This window comes from Winogradskyella ouciana (genome assembly GCF_009709615.1).
GTDB lineage: Bacteria > Bacteroidota > Bacteroidia > Flavobacteriales > Flavobacteriaceae > Winogradskyella > Winogradskyella ouciana.
In genome coordinates this window covers 190,049-211,181 of record NZ_WJYA01000007.1, presented here as the reverse complement: position 1 = coordinate 211,181, position 21,133 = coordinate 190,049, and the positions used below count along the sequence as shown (strand labels likewise).

Below are 21,133 nucleotides of genomic sequence, written 5' to 3'. Positions count from 1 at the left end.
AGAATCTATGAATCTTCCTGATTAGATTGGGTAGAATCTGCATCTAAGTAATTAGGAATTCCATCATTATCTGAATCGTCATTGGTAGGATCACCATCTTCATTTAAATCTTCATGAATGGTTAATACACCGTCTCCATCATCATCCAAATCTATATAATCTGGCGCTCCATCTTCATCAGTATCATCATCTAATACATCAAGGTTACCATTAAGATCTTCTAGGTGTGAAGGTACACCATCACTATCATGATCATCTTCTTGATATTGTAACAATTCAAACTTAAAAACTAAACTAGAATATGCAGGAATATCTGGTTGACTTCCAGAAAAATAAGCTAATCCTGATGGGATGAACATTACTCCCAAACCATAATCGTCGTATTCTACAATACCATTGTTAGTCATAAAACTACTCGCGGTATTAAATTCTGGTAAAATAAGTTGCCAGCCTCTAATTACTCCGCCAGCAAATCCTATACCTTGCATAGGCAGATCAATTGGTGTAGCTACTCCATCAAATATATCTTCAGTCTCAACTAAGAACCCTTCATATCTTACACGTACTTCATCCGTAAATTTAGGAGCTTCACCTCCACCTTGATTAAGTCGTAAAATATAATATTCGTAATCAGTTTCTAGATAGGTTGTAGAATGTGTTTCTACAGCATTAATAAGCAGAGTATTACCGTCTGGTACAGTTTCGCCCTCTAACAATTCAGTAATAAGGATATCATCTATTCTGTGATTGGTACCACTTTCAAACAAGCTAGAATTGTAGTAATGTGTATTTAAATAATCCATGATAGAATCCTTATCTGCCATTTGCTGTTCGGTTCTATCTCTTTCTTCAAATGTTACAGTAGGTCCATCATCTTCTTTACAAGAATTAAAGACGACTACAAGTGCCATTAAACAAAGTGTTAATTTTAGAGATTTTAGTTTCATATTTTTAGTATTTCATGTAATAGGTTACCACAAATCCATTACAAGGTTCATTATTGCTTAATTATTGGCCGCAAGATACATTAAAATAATATTTTTGTACAATAAGATTAACGTAGATTTTAGTTAAAAAATATATGCGTATTGATAAATATTTATGGTGTGTGCGGTATTACAAAACTCGCAGTGTTGCAACAAAAGCTTGTAAAAAAGGGCACATTAAAGTTAATGGTGTTGTAGCAAAACCATCGCGAGAGGTGTATCCAACGGATAAAATTGAGTTAAGAAAGGATCAAGTCATTTACCAATTAACGGTTAATGACATACCTCCAAATCGTGTCGGTGCCAAGCTTGTAGATATTTATAGAACGGATACAACTCCTAAAGATGCATTTGCTGCTAAAGAACTCTTAAAGTATAGCAAAGATTATTACAGGAAAAAAGGAACTGGGCGACCTACAAAAAAAGACAGACGAGATATTGATGACTTCTATGAGGAAGAATAATAAATAACCATTCTTTATCTTTGTAAAAAATAGCAAATGACACTAACAAAAAATACAATTTTAAGTCACAAGGAAATTGAGCATAAGATAAAACGTATAGCTTATCAGATTTATGAATGTAATGTTGATGAAACTGAAATTGTAATAGCTGGTATTGAAAGTAACGGTTACATTTTAGCTCGAAAAATAAAACAACAGCTAGATAAGATTTCTGATATTGAGTCTAATCTATGTAAGGTTACTATAGACAAAAAAGAACCGACTAGCCCTATAAAAACATCAATTGATAAAGAAGATTACACCAATAAATCTATTGTACTCATTGATGATGTCTTAAATTCTGGCAGTACACTTATATATGGTATAAAACACTTTTTAGATGTGCCTTTAAAACAATTTAAAACGGCTGTTTTGGTAAACCGCAATCATAAAAAATTCCCTGTTAAGGCAGATTTTAAAGGTATCTCTTTATCTACCTCGCTTTTTGAGCATGTGCATGTGAATTTGTCTAAACAACCTTATGAAGCTTATTTAGATTAACTCTAACAGAATAGCTTCTAAAATGTCTTTCTTTGTTTGATGATCTGTTGTGATTATATGCTGTGCTTGGTTGTAATATTGCGTACGTTCAAAAATATGTTTCCCGATAAATTCCAACAATTCTTCTTCTGAACTTAAATGGCTAATCAATGGTCGATTATCACGTTCTGCATAAAGCCTTGTAGCTAAAAGCGGTATCGATAACTTTAAATAAATAGTCACAACCTTTTTATCATCATTTAAAATCTTTAAATTATTTCCATAACATGGAGTACCTCCACCAAGAGCCAACACAATATCATTATAAGAGTCGATGATTTCTTTTAGATATTCAGTTTCTTTCTTTCTAAAATAGATTTCTCCTTTATCCTTAAATATATCTGAAATCGTTGCGTTTTCTTTTTCAGAAATATAGTCGTCAAGGTCTAAGAAATTGTATTTCAAAAGAGTAGCCAATTCCTTACCTATAGTAGATTTTCCTGATCCCATATATCCCATTAAAACTACTATCATTGGCGCTATATTTTGATTATTAATTGACTAGAGAAGCACACCACAAAAAAACAAAAATTTAAGCAAAAAAAGTATTGTTTTATTAATTAAACATTTTATATTTGCACCCTCGTTAAAGAGAACAATTATTGACCGGGTAGCTCAGTTGGTAGAGCATCTCCCTTTTAAGGAGAGGGTCCTGGGTTCGAGCCCCAGCCCGGTCACAAAAAGTTAAGCAAAAAAAAGCTTAACTTTTTTTTTATCTTTACTTCATTACTTTGCGCACGTGGCGGAATTGGTAGACGCGCCAGCTTGAGGGGTTGGTGGACATTAGTCCGTGGAAGTTCGAGTCTTCTCGTGCGCACTTTCTCATTTATTTTCCTTATTTTTTGTTAATTAAACTAATCTTACGAATATTAATCTTATTTTTGTTTAACTATTCGTAAAAAAAAGTGAACAATATTAAGAATCAATTTAGTATTAAAGATTTAGAAAATCTTACAGGTATTAAAGCCCATACCATAAGAATATGGGAAAAGCGCTATAATTTGCTTCAACCTAAGCGTACTGACACCAATATTAGATATTACGATCTCGCCAATTTTCAGAAATTATTAAACGTTAGTTATCTTAATAATAACGGGTATAAAATTTCTAAAATAGCAACTATTGAAGAGCACAAAATACCCCTTCTAGTTAGAGAAATAGCATCAGAAAACAATTTTGAAAGTCATGCAATAAATGCCTTTAAGCTGTCAATGCTAAATTTTGATCAAACTCTTTTTTACAATACTTACAATGGCCTATTAAAAGAAAAACCCTTCGATGCAATTTTCTACGATATATTTATTCCGCTTTTAACGGAAATAGGTCTTTTATGGCAAACTGATACTATTACTCCTGCCCATGAGCATTTTTTATCATCACTAATACGACAAAAAATATTAATCAATACTGAAAAAATTCAATCTAAACAGGTTAACAAGTCTAAAAAAACATTTGTACTGTACCTTCCTGAAAATGAAATACATGAATTGGGCCTGATGTTTATTAATCACCAATTGGTCAGTAAAGGATATCAATCTATTTTTCTTGGATTTAGTGTGCCATTAGAAAGCTTGGTAGATCTCAAAAATTACTATGATGAAATCATTTATATATCCTACTTTACCGTTAAACCAGAGAAGGATAACATTGAAAAGTACATAAATGATTTTAATAATTTACTTGTAGGTAAAACCAATACCAAACTTTGGATTTTAGGACAAATGCTAAACTCATTAGATTTAGATAATCTTCCAGAAGGTATTGAGGCATACAAAAGTATACAAGCATTATTAGATAATGTCTAATATATAAATGAGTAGAACAATTTCTATAATAGGTTCGGGTTTTTCAGCATTGTCTGCATCCTGTTATTTAGCTAAAGCTGGATACAACGTATCAATTTATGAAAAAAATGATACCGTTGGAGGAAGAGCTAGGCAGCTCATTAAAGATGGGTTCACTTTTGATATTGGTCCAAGCTGGTATTGGATGCCAGATATTTTTGAGAAGTTTTTCAATGATTTTGGGAAAAGCACAAGTGATTACTATCAATTAGACAAATTGAGCCCTGCCTACAAAATTTTCTTTTCTGATGAAGTTATTACTATTGGCGACCACATGGACCAGATTTGTGAAGAATTTGAACGCATAGAAAAAGGCAGCTCAAAACCTCTACGCAAATTTATCTCTCAAGCTCAAGATCACTATGATATTGCCATAAACAAAATAGTTTTAAAACCTGGTGTCTCCCCTTTTGAACTGGTTACTAAGGAAACAATTACAAAAGTAGATCGGTTTTTTAAGACGATCAGTTCTGAAATTAGAAAGAAATTTAAAAATCCAAAATTAATTTCAACCTTAGAATTTCCCGTGTTATTTCTAGGTGCAAAACCAAGTCAAACACCGTCATTTTATAGTTTTATGAACTACGCAGATTTTGGATTGGGAACATGGCATCCAAAAGGAGGAATGTACGAAATTGTCAAAGCCATGAGTAAATTGGCTGAGGACCTAGGAGTAACGATTAATACTAACAGCAATGTTGAAAAAATTGTTACAGAAAACAATAGAGCTATAGGTATAATAATCAACGGGAATACTGTTAGATCAGATATCGTTTTAAGTGGTGCAGATTATCACCACACGGAAACTTTATTAGATAAAAAAAATAGACAATACTCAGAAACTTATTGGGAGAAAAGAACATTTGCTCCTTCATCATTACTCTTTTATGTTGGTTTTAGTAAAAAACTTAAACGGATAGAGCACCATAATCTGTTTTTTGATACTAACTTTGAAAATCATGCTGAGGAAATATATGATGATCCGAAATGGCCTGAAAATCCATTATTTTATGTTAACTTTCCATCTGTTACGGACATTAGCATGGCTCCAGAGGGTTGCGAAACGGGATTCTTCCTCATCCCAATCGCACCAGGATTAGAAGACACTCCAGAGCTTAGACAACAATATTTTGATATTATAATAAACCGTTTTGAAAAACGAACAAATCAAAATATTAAAGAACATATTCTTTTTAGAGAATCATTTTGTGTTAATGATTTTATAAGTGAATATAACTCTTACAAAGGCAACGCCTATGGTATGGCAAATACCTTAAGACAAACCGCCTTTTTAAGACCAAAATTAAAAAGTAAAAAAGTAGATGGACTTTACTTTACTGGGCAGCTTACAGTCCCTGGACCCGGAGTACCACCATCGTTAATATCAGGAAAGCTTGTAGCTGAATTGATTGAAAAGAATGAACATTAAAAGTTAATTACATTAAGCCTATGAAATCAATTTTTGACAACGTATCTAAAGAGTGTAGCAAAGCAGTAACAAATGCTTATAGCACATCGTTCTCAATGGCTACAAAAATGTTATCCGATAGCATAAGGCAGGATATCTACAATATTTATGGGTTTGTAAGATTTGCTGATGAGATCGTAGATACTTTTCACGATTACGATAAGGAAAAGCTATTTAAAAATTTTGAAAAGGATTTGGAAAATGCCTTAACGGATAACATTAGTTTAAACCCCATTTTAAATTCATTTCAAGAAACCTATCATAACTACGGCATAGACAAACATCTTGTCGATGCATTTATGGACAGTATGAGATTAGACCTTAGTAAAAAGGATTATTTGACTGAGGAAGAGTATAAATACTATATTTATGGTTCTGCGGATGTTGTTGGGCTTATGTGTTTAAAGGTTTTTGTTAAAGGAGATAATGAAAAATATGAAGACTTAAAAGACTCTGCAATGAGTTTGGGCTCGGCTTTTCAAAAAGTAAATTTTCTACGCGATTTAAAAGCAGATTTTGAAGGTTTAAATAGAACATATTTCCCTAATACGGATTTAAACAATTTAGATGAAATTTCTAAACAGAATATCATTTCAGACATTGAAGCAGACTTTGCAAAGGGCTTAAATGGTATAAAACGATTACCTTTAGACGCTAAATTTGGTGTGTTTATGGCTTACCGTTATTACAATAAATTATTACAAAAACTCAAAAAGACACCTGCTTTAGAAATTAAATCTGCGAGAATACGCGTACCCAACTATAAAAAAGTAGAGTTACTTACTCGGAGTTATGTAAAATATCAATTGAACTTACTCTAAATTTTTAAAAGACGACTATTATGCAAACTGTTTTTTGGATATTGATTTTCTTAGGAACATTTTTTATTATGGAATTTAATGCATGGTTTACACACAAATACATAATGCATGGGTTTTTATGGAGTCTCCATAAAGACCACCACCACAAAGACCACGATAGCTGGTTTGAGCGAAATGACGCCTTCTTCATCTTCTATGCTGCAGTAAGCATAATATGCTTCTATCTCTGGAATTATGAAGGCTTATGGTACACATTGCCTATAGGCTTGGGGATTTTAATGTATGGTATTGCCTATTTTATTGTTCACGATATATTTATACATCAGCGTTTTAAGTGGTTGCGTAATATCGATAATAAGTATGCACGTGGTGTTAGACGTGCGCATAAAATCCATCACAAGCATTTAGGAAAGGAAAAAGGTGAAAATTTTGGAATGTTAATCGTACCGTTTAAGTATTTTAAATAGGTTACTCTGCCAGCAATTGGCCTAACTGGTTTCTTACAGTTTCACTATACCAGTCCACAGCACCAGATTCATCAATGACTATCTCTCCTTTTTTATTGATGATAAAAGTTCGAGGAATTGATCTTGTAATTAATTCTTTTGGAACGTCAGACCTTCTGATGTAAACAGGAAATGTATAATTCTTTTTGTTTTTGAAAGCTTGTATGGTCTTAGCAGACTCGTTAGTTACAAATAAAAACTCAACCTCATTACCATATTTTTCATATAGCTTTTGCAAACTCGGCATTTCCGCTATACACGGTGCACACCAAGTAGCCCAGAAATTAATCAACACCACTTTATTTTTTGTGTCATTAAAATTTAAAACCTCTTTATTATCTGATTTTAATATCCAATTGGAATATGTAACCTTTACTCTTTCGCCCTCTTCTATTAGTGATGATTGATTGATATAGCTCAATCCTTTATGCAAAACCACTTGAATGTGGGTTCGTGTCGCAGGAATTATCAGAAGAACAATTGCTACTACAAATATGATACTTGAAATATTTACCCGTTTGCGTTTAACCATAAAAATTAACATCAATGAAGCGTACTATTCAATAAAGAATACATACGCTTCAAATCTAACAAAATAAATGGAGTTTTTTAATTTCTGGTCACTAATCCCGTCGGTAAAGACGCTAGATTTAGACCAAAAGCATGGGTTGCTGGTGCGGTATCATTCCCAGCAGTTCCAACTAAAGGTTTTATAGCAAAAGGAGCAGGCGAATCGTCTGGTACAGGCTCTACCGAAATCACTACTGTTCTTCCTCTAATATCCAATGGAAATGTTTCGCCTGTTGGTGCATTCATAAAGAAATCTTCTCCAGGTACTGGTGGTCCTGCCTGTGCGGTACCGCTAAAAGATGCGGCACTATCTACAGCATTGAATTGTGTAAAAGTCCCTGTCGATAAAGGCCCTGAGTCACCCACAACCCATCCTTCATAAGCCCATCCAACTGGCAAAGTCGGTAAATTAAAGTTTGGAGATGGTGGCATACCTGGTGTACCGAACCAAACACCATATTGATCATTCATATTATTACCAGAAGTCTCATCCGTTGGAGTTCTTAAAAAGAAGGCTCCCGAAGCATTACTAAAATCTCCTATGAGATCCGTATTAACTGAAGCTGTACTGCCTGAAAACTCACCACGTAATATCTTAGTGGCTGCTGGTGCTGGGTCATTATCAACAGCTGGCTCAATTGAAAGCACAAAAGCCGAGGCCTCATTTAGTTGCATAGTATTTACCGAAAAACTCTGTGGAAAAACTACGCTACTAAATGTACCGGTAGAAACCGGGTTTTTATCTACAATAATCCAACCTTCATAAACATAATCTGTTCCTAAGGCTTCTAAACCACTCAGGTTTAAAGTCAACTCAGAATTTGTTGGACTGTTGTCGTCGTCACTACTGCAAGACGTGGCAAAAAAACCAAATGCCAAGGCTGCAAAAAACATTTTTTTAATCATCACTTTTTTTATTTTAAAATTTGTATTCCAAAATTAAAGTGTGAAGTTGTGATAAAATGTTAGCTAGCTAACACTAAGCTATATTTTTGAGTAATTTTATTTCTTTTCTATTGAAATCTATATGGTTATGGTTCTTCAACTCGTTCATTAAGATGTTGAGAGTTGGTCGTGAAGTACCGATTAAAGAGGCTATATCTTTTTGTGTATAAGGATGCTTTATGATCTTATTTCCTGTTTTTTCACAATCGTAACCGTAATCTGCACAAAGCTCATTAATGAATTCCACTAGACGGGTTTTAGTATCTTTAAACATTAATAATTGAAGTCTACGCTCTAATTTTTTAAACTTAAAACCAATAAACTTATAGACTTTAAAACTAAAGGTTTGGTTGTCTCTCATCAATTGGTGCATTGTATTTACTCCTACTGGACAAATTGACGTTTTATTGTCTATAGATTGGGCAAATTCATCTCTTTTTTGCTCTCCGAGTATGGCTTTTTCACCAAAAAGCTCTCCTTTACCTAGAATGGCCTTAATAACCTCAGAGCCATCTTCTTTGTAATAGCCTATTTTAACTTTTCCTTTTTCTATGAGGTAAATCTTATTGGCATTGTCTTCTTCAAAATAAATATAATCACTCTTTCTATAAGAATTAAAGTCGTGGCAATCCTTATATTTTTTGAACTTGTGTGGACAGAGCACCTTAAAAAGGTTAACATCGTCAAAGAACCATATTGACTGCATTTTTAGGGAAGGTTTTGTTAGATTAAGGCTTATGTCGTAAGATTTTACAAATCCTTACAATAAAAAAAGCCCTTAAATTTTAAGGGCCTTTCACAATCTATATATAAAGTACTTTATTATCTATTCTGCTCTTTAATTAAATTTAATGCAGAACCTTTATTGTACCATGCAATTTGCGCCGTATTATAAGTATGGTTTAATGCTATGGTATCTTTAGAACCATCTGCATGAACCACCTCAACATGTAGTGGCTTATCTGGTGCAAATTCATTTAAATCCAAAAAGTTGAACGTATCATCTTCTTGTATTAAATCGTAATCAGACTCATTAACAAACGTAAGTCCTAACATACCTTGTTTCTTAAGGTTAGTCTCATGAATACGCGCGAATGATTTTACAATTACAGCAGCTACTCCCAAATGTCTTGGTTGCATAGCGGCATGCTCTCTAGATGATCCTTCACCATAATTATGGTCACCGACAACTACTGACCAGATTCCATTCTTTTTATATTGACGCTGCACATCTGGTACGCCTCCATATTCTCCAGTTAATTGATTTTTAACAAAATTAGTTTTTTGGTTAAAGGCATTTACAGCACCAATCAACGTATTATTAGCAATGTTATCTAAATGTCCTCTAAAACGTAACCAAGGACCTGCCATAGAAATATGGTCGGTTGTACATTTACCAAACGCTTTAATTAATAGTCTTGCCCCTGTGATAGAGTCTCCAATAGGCTCAAAAGGCGTCAATAACTGTAAACGCTCTGATGTAGGATTTACATCAATATTTACCTTACTCCCATCTGCAACAGGCTCTAAATAACCATTTTCTTTAACGTCGAAACCTTTTGGAGGTAATTCCCATCCTGTTGGCTCGTCTAACATCACTTCTTCGCCATTTTCGTTAATTAACGTGTCCTTCATTGGATTAAAGTCCAATCTACCAGCAATGGCAATCGCAGCTGTAATTTCCGGTGAAGCGACAAAGGCGTGCGTATTTGGATTACCGTCTGCACGCTTAGCAAAGTTTCTGTTAAATGAATGTACAATACTGTTTTTAGGAGCATTTTTAGGGTCACTATATCTTGCCCATTGCCCTATACAAGGTCCACAAGCGTTAGTGAAAATCTTAGCATCTAATTTTTCAAACACCTGAAGGATTCCGTCCCGCTCTGCTGTGTAACGTACCTGCTCAGACCCTGGATTAATACCAAATTCAGCTTTGGTTTTAAGTCCTTTATCCAAAGCCTGCTGTGCGATTGATGATGCTCTCGACAAATCTTCGTAAGACGAATTGGTACAAGAACCTATCAATCCCCATTCTACCTGCATTGGCCAATCATTAGCCTGTGCTTTTTCAGTCATGTCCTTACCTACTTCTGTAGATAAATCTGGTGTAAAAGGTCCGTTTAATAAAGGGCCTAATTCTGAAAGGTTGATATCTATAACCTGATCGAAATACTGCTCAGGGTTTGCATAAACCTCATCGTCTGCAGTAAGATATTCTCTTATTTTGTTTGCTTCTGCTGCAACATCTTCTCTGTCTGTTGCTTTAAGGTAACGCTCCATAGAATCGTCATAACCAAATGTAGATGTTGTCGCGCCAATTTCAGCTCCCATATTACAGATAGTTCCTTTTCCTGTACAAGACATTGAAAGTGCTCCAGGCCCAAAGTATTCCACAATAGCACCTGTTCCACCTTTTACAGTCAGAATTTCTGCTACTTTAAGGATGACATCTTTTGGAGCTGTCCAGCCAGACAATTTACCTGTTAATCTAACACCAATTAATTTTGGAAATTTCAGCTCCCAAGCCATACCGGCCATGACATCCACAGCATCTGCACCACCTACTCCAATGGCTACCATACCTAAACCTCCTGCGTTTACAGTATGTGAATCTGTACCAATCATCATTCCTCCAGGAAAAGCGTAATTCTCTAACACTACCTGATGAATAATACCAGCTCCTGGTTTCCAAAATCCTATACCATATTTATTTGATACTGATTCTAAGAAATTAAATACCTCACTACTAGTACTGTTTGCGTGTTTTAAATCTGTAGCTGCACCATCCTTTGCCTGGATTAAGTGATCACAATGTACCGTTGTTGGTACCGCAACTTTAGGTTTACCAGCTTGCATAAACTGTAAGAGTGCCATCTGCGCTGTTGCATCTTGGCACGCTACACGGTCTGGTGCAAAATCCACATAATCTTTTCCTCTTTGAAAAGCTTTAGTAGGTTTGCCATCCCACAGGTGAGAGTATAATATTTTCTCTGAAAGGGTTAATGGTTTTCCAACAATCTCTCTCGCAGCATCAACTCGCTCCGTCATGTTAGCGTAAACCTTTTTAATCATATCAATGTCAAATGCCATATAGTATTTTTATGAGGTTGATAATTCAATTTTTTAGCAGTACAAAATTACGAATTCCTTAGCGTTTTTAAAAATATGTAACGAAATCGCATTTTTATTGAAAATAAATCACAAACTATTTATATCTCTGATAATTATATGAATAATTAACAGTAAAACAGGGATTTATATATCAATTTAATAAATTCTATTATTTAGAATAATTATGAATTTAAGGCTTTGTCCTATAAATTCTCAATAATATGAGGATGGTTACAACAATTCCAATGACCATAAATAGATTGCCAATTGTGAAAAGTTCACTTGCAAAAGTCCAATGCTGAATTTTAAAAAGTGTACCAATAATGGTAAAAGCAAGACCAATCAAAAAAATGATTATTGCAGGAATAAGTCTTCTTTTACTAGTTTTCATAAGATTTAAAATAGGCTTTCAATAATTTTTTCATCACTTACACCTTCAGCATCTGCTTTGTAGTTTTTAATAATTCTATGTCTTAGAATTCCTGTTGCAACAGCTTGAATGTTTTCTATATCTGGTGAAAACTTCCCAAGTGTAGCAGCATGAGTTTTTGCCGCAAGAATTAAATTTTGAGATGCACGTGGTCCTGCTCCCCAATCTACAAACTCCCTTACAATATCTGCAGCAGAATCTGCTTTTGGTCTTGTTTTACTCACCAAAGAGACAGCATATTCAATAACATTATCTGCCACCGGAATGCGTCTAATCACATTCTGAAAATCAATGATCTCTTGTGCAGTAAACAAAGGGTTTACGGTTGCCTGAACATCTGTAGTTGTGGTTTTTACCACATCCACTTCTTCCTTAAAAGAAGGATACTCTAAATTGATCGCAAACATGAAACGGTCCAACTGTGCTTCAGGCAATGGATATGTTCCTTCTTGCTCAATTGGATTTTGGGTTGCCAATACAAAATAAGGCAAGTTAAGTTTATAATTGTGACCTGCAACGGTTACAGCGCGCTCTTGCATTGCCTCCAACAACGCTGCCTGAGTTTTTGGTGGTGTTCTGTTAATCTCGTCTGCCAAAATAATATTAGCAAAAATTGGCCCTTTAATGAACTTAAAATGACGATTTTCATCAAGAATTTCGCTTCCTAAAATATCACTAGGCATTAAGTCTGGTGTAAATTGTATACGCTTAAAGTCTAAACCTAAAGCTTGGGCAATAGTATTTACCATCAAGGTTTTTGCTAAGCCTGGCACACCTATTAAAAGCGAGTGCCCACCAGAGAATATAGAGATTAAAATTTGATCTACTACATCATCTTGACCAATAATGACTTTAGCGATTTCTTGCTTTAGTGCCTTATATTTTTTTACAAAGTTTTCGATTGTGGTAACATCAGACATATTCTATTGTGTTTTTAGCCAGTTACTTTGGTAATCACAATCTCTGTATTCACCGTTGATCTTTATATAAGTCTCTGCAATGGTTTCTTTCTGCCATTTCTCTATGGCTTTTATTTGTTTATCCTGTAATGCAAGTTCCTTAATTTTTAGATAGTCTCTAGAGTAATCAGCCTTATGGTCATTAATTCTGTCCGTAACCGTCATAATCTTAAACTTAATTCTATTGATTCTATCTTCATCTTGTATTACTGGGCTAACCTCACCATCTTTTAAATCTTGAATCTGAGTGTACATCTCAGTGTCCATTTTGGTTAGTTCAAAATTAAAGTCTTGTGTTGTAGGATTGGTTAATTGACCTCCTTCATACTTGGTCTCTTTTTCATCACTAAACTCTCTAGCAGCTTCTGCAAAAGAAATGCTTCCATCAACTATTTTTTCCCTAACCATGTCTATTTCATCTTTTGCCTTCTGAATTGCTTCTGCCGTCAACTTTGGTCTCAATAAAATATGTCTTACGTCGTACTCTTGCCCTCTAATTTTTTCGAGATATATAATATGGTATCCAAAATCTGTTTCGAACGGTTCTGAAATTTCACCTTCTTGCAAGTTGAAAGCCACATCTCTAAACTCCTTCACCATTCTTGGTTGCTTTCTATTCATAGTTGGCAATAACCCGCCATTGTTTTTAGAGCCTGTATCTTCAGAATAAAATAATGCCTTAGTTGTAAAGCTGGCTCCGTTTTCTTCCACATCCTTTTTATAACCTTTAAGCTTTTCAATAACTTCTTGTTTTGCCTCTTCGGTAACCTCTGGAATAACAACAATCTGAGCAACCTTTAATTCCGTACCAAACGTTGGTCTTTCATCTTCTGGAATGTCATTAAAAAACGTTCTTACTTCCTCAGGAGTTATTTCAACATCTTTAATGACCTTAGTTTGCATTTCTTGAGCCAGATAATTATTCTTATTTATCTCATACATTTCTTCTCTAAGCGCTTCTTCAGAATCCTTCTTATAAAATTCTAACATTCCTTGCATGTCGCCATTTGTCTGCGCCATGATACCTTGTATTTGCTGCTCTACTAAAGACTGAATGTACAGTTCGTTAACTATTACACTATCTTGAACAGCTTGATGTGCATATAATTTTTTCTCCAAAAGGCTACCAAAAAGTTCGCAGCGTGTTATACCAGATAAATCCGCACCTTGGGCTTCTAACTGAGCAATTTCACGATCTAAATCAGACTCTAAAACAATGTAATCACCAACTACGGCTGCCACACCATCGGCTTTAATCCGTGTTTGGTTTACAATACTATCCTTAGCTTTTATTTTAGGTGTTTCTTCATCAGGAATAATTTCTTGTGAATGAATAAAACCAAAAAAGAACATACAGCAAAAAGCCGCTGTGCTAGTTATATATTTGAAATTTATTGTTTTTAATTGCATCTTTTGTAATATCATTTTCTAGTTGCTTAATAAGCTCTAACTTCCGTTTATTTATAACAATTTGTTTTATTGAAGGCATGACGTAATCCAATGGTGCATAATCATTATGCAAACGTACGTCATTAACTTGCATCAAATATAGGTTTAATGAATCTTTGAGTTGTAAGAAATTAGTTTTTTTTAACAGTTGGTTTTTATTTTCTTGATTTACAACAGGAACTTTTTCTGCTACCTGATTATATTTTACCCATAGTGAATCATTAAGTGAATAGCTCTTAAACTGCACAGACAAAGAGTCTAAATAGCGTTTATCCTTTAATTTGAAGCGTCTAAATCTCTTCTTTATGGTATCTAAATTAATTGGGTTTAAGGGTAAACTTATATATCTAAACTGTAATAGATCATCATTGAGTTTAAAAGACTCTTTATTGGCCTCATAAAATACTTCAGCTTCATTTTTGTTAACAGCCGTATCTATATTTTTCTTCACCAAAGCTTCTAAATAAGCTTTTGTGTAGAGGTCGTTCTTATATTGATCAACCAGTTTAGAAAAGTCTTCTTGCTTGTCTTCAGAAAGATTTAATAAAGCGCCATCCATAAGCAACAATTGTCTTGCCCAACGATTAATGTAAGCGTTGACCATAAGGAGACTGTCCTCTTTGCTTGCACCTTCGGGTACTACGTCCGCAACATCCTCTTTGTATAAATAAGAGTCGTTTACTCGTGCTATGGGTTCGCGATCATCAGTTGTTTTAAAGAAATCACAACCGTGAAGCAAAATACACGTGGTTAATATAAAGAGGGATTTTTTCAAAAAAATTATTGTTTTCTAATTTTAGATTTCACGTTCTGTAACACGTCTTCATTGACCTCAACGCTAAAACGTTTGTAAAGACCATCTATCCAGTTGGCCTCTAGTTGTTCTTGATAATCATTGATCACATTACCTTTTGCTTCTTTCAAGCTTTTGTTTCCTGCTGGTAAAACAGCCTTTACATCAAAGACATGGAATGCATCGTTGTGCTCATAAATTTTAGACACGCCTTCCTTTACTTCAAAGCTGGTTGGTAACTTACTATCATTTATATCGTAGGTGCCTTTGGTGAAAATGATGTTCTTTTTAGAGTCCGTATTCAACTCGGCATTAATGTCCTCCTGAGATTTACCCTTTTTCATCATTTTTAAAACCTTTTGGGCATTAGCTTCATTAGCAGAAGAAGCCATCACCACTTCTACTCTTTCATTCCATTGATATTTAGACTTATTTTTGTTGTAATATGCTTCTAATCCCACTGAGTCCTTTGAGGCTTTATTCCAGACTTCTTTTTCCATTAAATCAAACAACAATAATCCATCTCTATATTCCTTTAGGATATTAGCAAAATCTTGATTTTCTGACTCTAGGTTATCCTCTCTATATTGTAGAATCGATCTTTCAAAAAACTTATCTAATTCTTTATCTACGACCACAGAAAATGGCACGCTTTTATTTCCATAAGCACGCTGAGCAGACATGAGATGACGGCCAAATTCATTGTAAGTAAATGGTCTATCGTTGATTGTGAAAACCGTCTTGTCCTTATCGAAGTTTTCTGGCAGTCTCCATGAACGTGAAAAAAAGTCTTTGGATAGTATAGACTCAAAATAGGCTTTAGCTTCAGGATTATATGAGATTTCGTAACGCTTTTTCAACTCATTTACCATCGCTGTATTTATCAACTTAGACCTAGAGTCTCTTTTAACCCTTGCTTCTAAAGTAGGTTTTAACTCATCAAAAGTTTGAATGGGCTTAAGTTCTATTCGCTTAACAATATGCCAACCGTATTCTGTTTTAAAAGGTTGGCTTATATCTCCATCATTCTTTAATGCAAAAGCCTGGTCTTCAAACTCGGTAGAGCTCAGTTGACCACTTTTGAAAGGCGTTAATTTTCCACCGTTTTTGGCAGAGCTTTTATCATCAGAGAATTGCTTTGCCAAAGACTCAAAATTTTCGCCTTGTTGTATTTTTTTATAGATATCATTGATGCGTTGTTCAGGGTTTAAGAGTGAGTCCTTTTGCTCTAATGCAATCATGATATGCGCAGCTGTAATCGTACCTCTTGATGGTCGCTTGTCATTAACTTTTACAACATGATAACCAAACTGGGTTCTAAACGGCATGGAAATTTCACCCTTTGGTGTGTTGAAGGCTGCCGTTTCAAAATTATATACCATCTTAAATGCAGAAAAATAACCTAAGTCTTCTAAAAAAATGGTTTGCCCATTGTGCATGTCTTTCTTTACCGCATCAAATCCTTCATTTAAAACACGCTCCCTTAACTGTAAAACTTCATTATATGCATTTAATGTGTCCTTAGCATTTTCGTCCAACCTTACCAATACATGTGACGCATTAATGTCCATATTACTTCGGTCATAAGCCTCCTTAACCAAAGCTTCAGTAACTTTGTTTTCTGAGAGGTAATTCTTGGTCAGTTGATTTTTATATCTTAGAAATTCGCGCTGGTAATTTGCATCCTCATGCAATTTTAATCGTTTGGCTTCTTTTAATTTTAACTGATATTCTGTAAACAATTTTAAGTAGCCATCGACATCCTTTTGACTTTCGTCTTTTACTAAATCTAAATTTTTGTTGTAAACCCTTAAAAATTCTGAAGTCATTATAGGTTCGTCATCTACTTTCAACAGTACTTCATCTTTCTCTTGAGAAAAAGAAACGTTTAGTGCAAGCAACGCTAAAAGCATTAATTTAAATTTCACTTTCATATCTGTTCTTCTTTAAATCTTAACAATATTTAACCTAACGCTCTTAATTTAGAGGTTCAGCAAAAATAACATAAATCACCTATTCTACAAGTTGAAGAGCACGCATAATTTAATTGATATGTGAAGATCAACAATATGGTTATTACAACTTCTAAAATGGTAGAAACGTCGATAAATTAAAGTTAGTATTAGTGCTTTTATTTATCTTTAAATCTTTATCGTTATAACATGAAATATACGACTGAAATTATAATAAAAAAACCACTGAAAGAGGTCATAAACAAAATGAACTCTACCGAAAACATGAAGCATTGGCAAGAGGGTTTGGTTGGTGCGGAACACATTTCTGGTACACCTGGTGAATTTGGAGCCAAAATGAAGCTAAACTACGATTTCGGCAAACGCAAAATGGAACTGATCGAAACTATTACTAAACAAAATTTCCCAAATGAATTTCATGCTACATACAACACAAAAGGTGTTAGAAACATACAACAGAACTACTTTGAAAGTACTCCACAAGGTCACACCAAATGGATTTGCAAAAATGAATTTGAACCTACAAACTTTGTAATGAATACCATGTTGTTTTTAATGCCGAGGGCCTTTAAAAAACAAACCAAAAAATACATGACCAACTTTAAAAATTTTGTCGAAAACGGCAACTCAGTTGCCAATGCGTAGGCTAAAATTAATATGGGACTTTAGAGGTCCTGTCAGTCAGAAAACAGCAGAGCACCATTTGGTTCATCTAAAAGAATATATTGCTATAAACGATTTGAATATTACTATAACAGGTGTTGAAACCTTAAGTGAAATGCACAGTATTGCTTTCTTAGTTGTTGATGAGTCTGAAATGATACCTGTTAGAGATGCGTTAAAACCTCATCGAGGACAAGTTTACACCGAGGCTTAAAACAATCGCTTTAGGAAAGCCTGTATAAATCGTTTTGGTGGTACTGAAAGAATGATCTTTGAATCTTCAAGTAAACTCGACTCTTCATCTAAAAACTTGAATATGGTTTTAACATCAGCCTTTTTAAACATGGATGAAAATAATGCCGCTCCCTCATTATTATGATTCGCCAATACATCTAAGAAGATAGCATCGTAAAAGTGAAATTTTGATTTTCTATGAAATTTAGACAAGTCACTTTCCTGTTTTAAGAACCCAATTAAAGCCTTTGTTTTTTTTATTGTATTACTAAAGGTATAGCCTGTACTGGCTTTTGTCCATCCGCCTGCTGTGCCTATGTTTAAAATATGTTTAGAGTTCAATTCTGAAAACTTAAAAGCCGTCATTGGTATAGAGCCTTTTTCTTTCTCTATAACTTCATAATCTCCAATTCCTCGTTCTTCCAAATAATCTTTAATGGCATCCTCGTATTCTGGTTGTTCTAGTAAATCTTTTGAAAACAAGGTGTATTCAAACAGTGCTGTATTTTTATCCATTGGCAAGACATACATAAAACGTGTATTACCGTTCTGTGGCACTGTAAAATCCATGAAGGTTGCCATTGAATCATCAAAAGTTTCCTCTTTAGTTTTTACGAACCAACCAACAAAGTGCTGTTGCAGAACCGGATACTTTTTTTGAGACTCATACACTGAAGGGTTATGCCAACTATTAAATAGTTTTGAGCCAACATAACTCCCTTTTTTGGTAATAACCTGTACTCCATCTTTAAGTTCAGTAAAGCTATCTACAGTATTATTTATAAAGGTGATGTTTGGTTTTTTAAGTATAATTTCCCATAGTGATTTATAAAAATCTTCACTACGAATCATTTTATAATGGTATGGAGAAATATCAATCTGTTCTGAATAGGTTTTGCTTCCGAAGAAAACATTAGGCCAAGTTTTAGTGAGTAAATCGTCCCACTCACCTTTACCCTCTTCCCAACAGCACCAGGTTCTGTCGTTACCTTTAGCCTTTGCTTTATCAATGATTAAAATCGATTTATCATCAAAATAAGTGTCTTGTGCCATGCGATATGCCAGCATTAATCCTGAGGCTCCTGCTCCTAAAATGATATAATCGTGTTTCCTCATTTGTTGTTTAAAACGACCGTAAAGATACGGTTTATTGTAACTTGGGATTCTAATTTTTTTGAGCTAACTTAGAGGAAATACTGCTTAAAAAGTTGCTATAGATTTGACGCAACTCATTAATAGGTAAGGCAAATTATAAATCAAATAACATAAGTCATGAAAAAAAGTCTACTGATTATACTACTCTCAATCCTTTCATTTAGTTGTGACGAAAGCGAAAATAAGACCGAATCTTCTGAGGTTGAAGCGACACTTATTGCCAAAGGAAATCTTCATGGAGCCGGAGAAGAAAATATAGATCAACAGAACCTCGTTATTACAGACCAGAATTCCTGGGATTCGTTATTAAATCAAATGAACACCGTGAATAATGTATCAGACGGTTTTACAGAAACGGATATAGACTTCTCCAAATTCACAGTTATAGCAGTAATTGATGATATTAAATCAACTGGAGGACACAGTTTAGATTTAAATATTTCTATTGATTCTGAACATATTGTAGTGAACATCTCTGAATTAAGTCCTGAAGGAGTCGCAACAACTGTAATCACCCAACCTTACATTATCGTGAAAATACCTAATTCTGATTTACCTATAGTATTTCAGTAAACTACTATTAACCTATTATCTCGAATAATTTGGCGCTTCCTTAGTAATAGTCACATCATGCGGATGACTTTCATGAATACCACTTGCGGTAATCTTTACAAAACGACCATTCTCTTTTAAGGTTGCAATATCTTTGGCACCACAATAACCCATACCGGCTCTAAGTCCGCCTACAAATTGATGAATACTTTCATACAGTTCTCCTTTGTATGGCACACGACCAACGATTCCTTCTGGTACTAATTTTTTAATATCGTCTTCTACATCTTGGAAATAACGGTCTTTACTACCTTGTTTCATAGCTTCAACAGAACCCATCCCTCTATACGATTTAAACTTACGACCTTCGTAGATAATAGTTTCCCCTGGACTTTCCTTTGTCCCTGCTAAAAGTGAACCCAACATAACCGTATCTGCACCAGCAGCAATGGCTTTTGGAATATCACCTGTATAGCGTATTCCACCATCAGCAATCACAGGAACACCAGAGCCTTTAATCGCTGCAGCAACTTCTAACACAGCTGAAAATTGTGGAAACCCAACACCAGCCACAACTCGTGTGGTACAAATTGAACCAGGACCAATACCAACTTTTACTGCATCTGCACCTGCTTCCACCAAATATTTAGCAGCTTCACCTGTTGCTATGTTACCAACAATGACTTCAAGACTTGGAAATTTATTTTTTATTTCCTTAAGTATCGTTACTACACCTTTTGTATGACCGTGAGCTGTATCTATAACTACAGCATCTACTCCTGCATTAACCAATGCTTCTGCCCTCTCTACGGCATCACCTGTTACGCCTATAGCAGCTGCTACGCGTAATCTTCCGTAAGTATCTTTATTTGCTATAGGTTTTTGAGTCACCTTAGTGATATCTCTAAAGGTAATTAAACCTGCAAGCTTATCACCTTCAACTATTAGTAGTTTTTCAATCTTGTTGGCTTGTAAAATTGCCTCAGCATCTTTCAATGAGGTTCCAACTGGTGCTGTCACCAGATTCTCAGAAGTCATAACGTCAACGATGGGTTTGTCATTGGCATGCTCAAAACGTAAATCACGATTGGTAACAATACCTTTTAGTACACCTTTGTCATCAACAATAGGAATTCCTCCAATACTATGTTCTCGCATGGCATTTTTTGCGTCAGCAACAATAGCGTCCATAGGCAAAGTTACTGGATCGATTATCATACCGCTTTCCGCACGTTTTACTTTACGGACTTTACTGGCTTGCTGTTCTATGGTCATATTTTTATGAAGCACACCGATACCACCTTCTTGGGCCATGGCAATGGCCATTTTACTTTCTGTAACCGTATCCATAGCTGCTGAAACCACAGGAATGTTAATCGTAATGTTTCTAGTAAATTTTGTTTGAATATTGACCTCGCGAGGCAATACTTCAGAAAAGGCTGGAACTAAAAGGACGTCATCGTAGGTAAGACCTTCACCTAGGATTTTGTTTTCGTGTGCTGTCATGGCAATTAAGATTTAATTGCGTGCAAATTTACGCTTTTTATTTCACTTAACTCGCCTGAAAAAAGTTTAAGTATAAATTCATGAAGACCTTATTAATCAATAAGCATTACCTGAATAAAGATTCA

22 protein-coding genes and 2 tRNA genes are annotated in these 21,133 nt (G+C 34.7%); 11 read left to right on the top strand and 13 right to left on the bottom strand.

The genetic code is table 11. The annotated features are described in order from the left end of the window. Nucleotides 1-5: 5 nt before the first annotated feature. Nucleotides 6-947, bottom strand: coding sequence for an FKBP-type peptidyl-prolyl cis-trans isomerase (locus F1003_RS12770; protein ID WP_155089816.1), 942 nt, complete (start codon nt 945-947; stop codon nt 6-8). Between the two features lie 134 nt (nt 948-1,081). On the opposite strand from F1003_RS12770, the gene F1003_RS12765 reads away from it, so the two are divergent. Beyond that, entirely contained in the window at nt 1,082-1,450 is a 369-nt protein-coding gene (locus F1003_RS12765; RefSeq protein WP_155089815.1) for an RNA-binding S4 domain-containing protein, read from the top strand. A 36-nt stretch (nt 1,451-1,486) separates the two neighbouring features. Continuing rightward, nucleotides 1,487-1,990, top strand: a complete 504-nt coding sequence (locus F1003_RS12760; RefSeq protein ID WP_155089814.1) for a phosphoribosyltransferase family protein — start codon at nt 1,487-1,489, stop codon at nt 1,988-1,990. Here the strand turns inward: F1003_RS12760 and F1003_RS12755 are convergent. Beyond that, a complete protein-coding gene (locus tag F1003_RS12755; protein WP_155089813.1) occupies nt 1,982-2,503 on the bottom strand; it encodes a shikimate kinase in 522 nt (173 codons plus the stop codon). The genes F1003_RS12760 and F1003_RS12755 overlap by 9 nt on opposite strands. A 130-nt stretch (nt 2,504-2,633) precedes the next feature. On the opposite strand from F1003_RS12755, the gene F1003_RS12750 reads away from it, so the two are divergent. The 6 genes from F1003_RS12750 (at nt 2,634) to F1003_RS12725 (ending at nt 6,629) form a co-directional block, all read left to right on the top strand. After that, nucleotides 2,634-2,706, top strand: a tRNA-Lys gene (locus tag F1003_RS12750). Nucleotides 2,707-2,762: 56 nt separating this feature from the next. Then, a tRNA-Leu gene (locus F1003_RS12745) sits at nt 2,763-2,846 on the top strand. An 88-nt stretch (nt 2,847-2,934) separates the two neighbouring features. Beyond that, nucleotides 2,935-3,834 (top strand): MerR family transcriptional regulator, encoded by a 900-nt coding sequence (locus F1003_RS12740; protein WP_162306976.1) that lies wholly within the window; start codon nt 2,935-2,937, stop codon nt 3,832-3,834. Between the two features lie 7 nt (nt 3,835-3,841). Beyond that, on the top strand, nt 3,842-5,302 hold the full coding sequence (crtID, locus tag F1003_RS12735; protein WP_155089812.1) for a bifunctional phytoene desaturase/3,4-desaturase: 1,461 nt from the start codon (nt 3,842-3,844) through the stop codon (nt 5,300-5,302). Between the two features lie 20 nt (nt 5,303-5,322). Further along, nucleotides 5,323-6,162: a phytoene/squalene synthase family protein gene (locus F1003_RS12730; RefSeq protein ID WP_155089811.1), complete on the top strand. Its 840-nt coding sequence runs from the start codon at nt 5,323-5,325 to the stop codon at nt 6,160-6,162. Between the two features lie 20 nt (nt 6,163-6,182). Continuing rightward, nucleotides 6,183-6,629, top strand: a complete 447-nt coding sequence (locus tag F1003_RS12725; protein ID WP_155089810.1) for a sterol desaturase family protein — start codon at nt 6,183-6,185, stop codon at nt 6,627-6,629. A gap of 1 nt (nt 6,630) precedes the next feature. On the opposite strand, the gene F1003_RS12720 is transcribed toward F1003_RS12725, so the two are convergent. The 9 genes from F1003_RS12720 to F1003_RS12680 all read right to left on the bottom strand — a co-directional run bounded on the left by F1003_RS12720 (nt 6,631) and on the right by F1003_RS12680 (nt 16,859). Continuing rightward, nucleotides 6,631-7,200 (bottom strand): TlpA family protein disulfide reductase, encoded by a 570-nt coding sequence (locus F1003_RS12720; protein ID WP_155089809.1) that lies wholly within the window; start codon nt 7,198-7,200, stop codon nt 6,631-6,633. Nucleotides 7,201-7,277: 77 nt separating this feature from the next. After that, nucleotides 7,278-8,144: an anti-sigma factor gene (locus F1003_RS12715; protein ID WP_155089845.1), complete on the bottom strand. Its 867-nt coding sequence runs from the start codon at nt 8,142-8,144 to the stop codon at nt 7,278-7,280. A 73-nt stretch (nt 8,145-8,217) separates the two neighbouring features. Beyond that, nucleotides 8,218-8,889: a Crp/Fnr family transcriptional regulator gene (locus F1003_RS12710; protein ID WP_155089808.1), complete on the bottom strand. Its 672-nt coding sequence runs from the start codon at nt 8,887-8,889 to the stop codon at nt 8,218-8,220. A gap of 116 nt (nt 8,890-9,005) precedes the next feature. Next, entirely contained in the window at nt 9,006-11,273 is a 2,268-nt protein-coding gene (locus F1003_RS12705) for an aconitate hydratase (RefSeq protein ID WP_155089807.1), read from the bottom strand. Nucleotides 11,274-11,484: 211 nt separating this feature from the next. Continuing rightward, nucleotides 11,485-11,685: a GldL-related protein gene (locus tag F1003_RS12700; RefSeq protein WP_155089806.1), complete on the bottom strand. Its 201-nt coding sequence runs from the start codon at nt 11,683-11,685 to the stop codon at nt 11,485-11,487. A 5-nt stretch (nt 11,686-11,690) separates the two neighbouring features. Then, entirely contained in the window at nt 11,691-12,644 is a 954-nt protein-coding gene (locus tag F1003_RS12695) for an AAA family ATPase (protein WP_155089805.1), read from the bottom strand. A gap of 3 nt (nt 12,645-12,647) precedes the next feature. Continuing rightward, complete coding sequence (locus F1003_RS12690; protein ID WP_155089804.1) at nt 12,648-14,108, bottom strand: peptidylprolyl isomerase; 1,461 nt, start codon at nt 14,106-14,108, stop codon at nt 12,648-12,650. After that, nucleotides 14,056-14,907 (bottom strand): peptidyl-prolyl cis-trans isomerase, encoded by an 852-nt coding sequence (locus F1003_RS12685; protein WP_155089803.1) that lies wholly within the window; start codon nt 14,905-14,907, stop codon nt 14,056-14,058. Before F1003_RS12685 ends, F1003_RS12690 begins: the two co-directional genes overlap by 53 nt. A 5-nt stretch (nt 14,908-14,912) precedes the next feature. Continuing rightward, on the bottom strand, nt 14,913-16,859 hold the full coding sequence (locus F1003_RS12680) for a peptidylprolyl isomerase (RefSeq protein WP_155089802.1): 1,947 nt from the start codon (nt 16,857-16,859) through the stop codon (nt 14,913-14,915). Between the two features lie 228 nt (nt 16,860-17,087). Between F1003_RS12680 and F1003_RS12675 the strand changes: the two genes are divergently transcribed. Next, complete coding sequence (locus tag F1003_RS12675) at nt 17,088-17,543, top strand: SRPBCC family protein (protein WP_155089801.1); 456 nt, start codon at nt 17,088-17,090, stop codon at nt 17,541-17,543. After that, a complete protein-coding gene (locus F1003_RS12670; protein WP_155089800.1) occupies nt 17,536-17,775 on the top strand; it encodes a hypothetical protein in 240 nt (79 codons plus the stop codon). Before F1003_RS12675 ends, F1003_RS12670 begins: the two co-directional genes overlap by 8 nt. Here F1003_RS12670 and F1003_RS12665 read toward each other — a convergent pair. Continuing rightward, nucleotides 17,772-18,911, bottom strand: coding sequence for a lycopene cyclase family protein (locus F1003_RS12665; protein ID WP_155089799.1), 1,140 nt, complete (start codon nt 18,909-18,911; stop codon nt 17,772-17,774). The two genes, F1003_RS12670 and F1003_RS12665, sit on opposite strands and share 4 nt — an antisense overlap. Before the next feature lie 156 nt (nt 18,912-19,067). Between F1003_RS12665 and F1003_RS12660 the strand changes: the two genes are divergently transcribed. Further along, the gene (locus tag F1003_RS12660) at nt 19,068-19,523 is read left to right on the top strand and encodes a protease complex subunit PrcB family protein (RefSeq protein ID WP_155089798.1); all 456 of its coding nucleotides are present in this window, start codon (nt 19,068-19,070) and stop codon (nt 19,521-19,523) included. Between the two features lie 15 nt (nt 19,524-19,538). Here F1003_RS12660 and guaB read toward each other — a convergent pair whose 3' ends face one another. Next, entirely contained in the window at nt 19,539-21,008 is a 1,470-nt protein-coding gene (gene guaB / locus F1003_RS12655) for an IMP dehydrogenase (protein ID WP_155089797.1), read from the bottom strand. Nucleotides 21,009-21,133: the final 125 nt, after the last annotated feature.